Origin of the sequence: Mesorhizobium sp. M7A.F.Ca.US.005.03.2.1 (genome assembly GCF_003997795.1) — a bacterium.
Lineage (GTDB): Bacteria > Pseudomonadota > Alphaproteobacteria > Rhizobiales > Rhizobiaceae > Mesorhizobium > Mesorhizobium ciceri.
The window spans coordinates 1-1,618 of the sequence record NZ_RZRP01001123.1; the positions used below are offsets into that span (position 1 = coordinate 1).

At 58.9% G+C, this 1,618-nt stretch carries 1 protein-coding gene; it reads left to right on the forward strand.

Annotation, left to right across the window (positions count from 1 at the left end; genetic code table 11):
- Positions 1-407: 407 nt before the first annotated feature.
- The coding region (locus EN991_RS35345) for a DUF932 domain-containing protein (protein WP_127370455.1) at positions 408-1,618 on the forward strand (1,211 nt) is incomplete at its 3' end.

Sequence of the window (1,618 nt, forward strand, 5' to 3'; positions counted from 1 at the left end):
CTTATTGTATCTTGTATCGGACGAATTGAGCGACGTTTGATTTCCCCGTCCCGCCAATGAGGCAAGTAGTACGTTTCTCTGTAAAATCCAAATCTCTTGCACAACATTATAAGAGTAAGCTTCGCTTTCATCGTTCTGATCGACTGCGGATACCCTTGTCGATCCGTTGGGAAGCGAGGAACTTCCCCTCGCTTCCCCGCCAGTGCCGCCTGTGCAGAGCAAGGCCGCAGGCTCGCAAAGCGGGCGATTGCAGCAACAGCGACCATCAATTTCCATCTGCTTCGCTCGACCGTGCACCCCGGCTCAGCGCGCCGGCATTGGCCCCCATCACTCCCGCGCGCTCTCGCGCCCCCGGAAGGCATGCCGGGGGACATGCCTTCGGCATTGACGGAAAAGGAGTGAGCACAATGAACATGACCACCATCATCGACGGCGAGAACAACAGTCAGCAGCAGGCGGTTTCCAGCGGCTTCCGCGTTGACGTCACGCGCGGCGAGAGGATCGGGCGGGTTTCCTCGGAATGGTTTTCGCGTCCCGATGACGAGCGCTATCTGAGCCTCACCGAGCTTTTTGATGCCGTGAAGCAGAGAGCGGACCGCGCTACCGCCCGCACCGTCGAGAGCCGCGCTGTTCGCGTGGAAGCTACCCGCGACAATGCAGAGCGGCTTTCGCTTATCGTCCCCGGACAGGAGCAACCAATTGCGCCCACGCATTGGAGTTTTGGCCAACTTTGCAGCCTTGTCAGCGCACCGGCGACCTACATGCGCCAGCTTCCCGCGCCGCTGGCAGGCATCAATTTACAGCACGGCCTTCTGAGCCATCGGGCGGAATTGATGAAGACCCTCGAGACGGCAGACGGGCGCATTGAACTTCGCGCCGTAACCGGCCCGGACTATGGCCGTATCTGGGATCACGAGCTTGTCGCCTCCGTGATGAAGATCGCGGGCAATGGTACCGGTGACACCATGTGGAAGGTGCCGGGCGTTCTGGATTGGGCTACGATGACTCACAATCCATTCGTCGACATCACCAAGGACACCACCACGCTTTACGCCAGCGACCGCGACGTGTTCCTGTTTCTCGTTGACGATACCCATCCGATCGAAGCCGGAAGGCTCCCGAATGGCGAACCGGATTTGTATTTTCGCGGTTTCTATTGCTGGAATTCGGAGGTTGGCAGTAAGACGTTGGGCGTTGCGAGTTTCTATCTCCGCGCCGTTTGCATGAACCGCAATCTTTGGGGCGTAGAAGGCTTCGAGGAGATCAGCATCCGGCATTCGAAGTTTGCAGCACTTCGTTTTGCTCATGAGGCAGCGCCCGCTTTGACGAGCTTTGCGAACTCTAGCCCCGCGCCGTTTATCGCCGGCATCAAGGCCGCACGTGAGAAGATCGTCGCCCGTAGCGACGAAGACCGCGAAGGCTTCCTGCGCAAGCGCGGTTTCTCCAAGAGCGAAACAAGCAAGATCATCGAGGCAGTTTTGCAGGAGGAAGGCCGCCTGCCCGAAAGCATCTTCGATTTCGTGCAGGGCATGACTGCGCACGCCCGCAGCAAGGCGCATCAGGATAGCCGACTGGAGCTTGAAGGCAGGGCGAAGGCCTTGTTGGAACGGGCGGCATG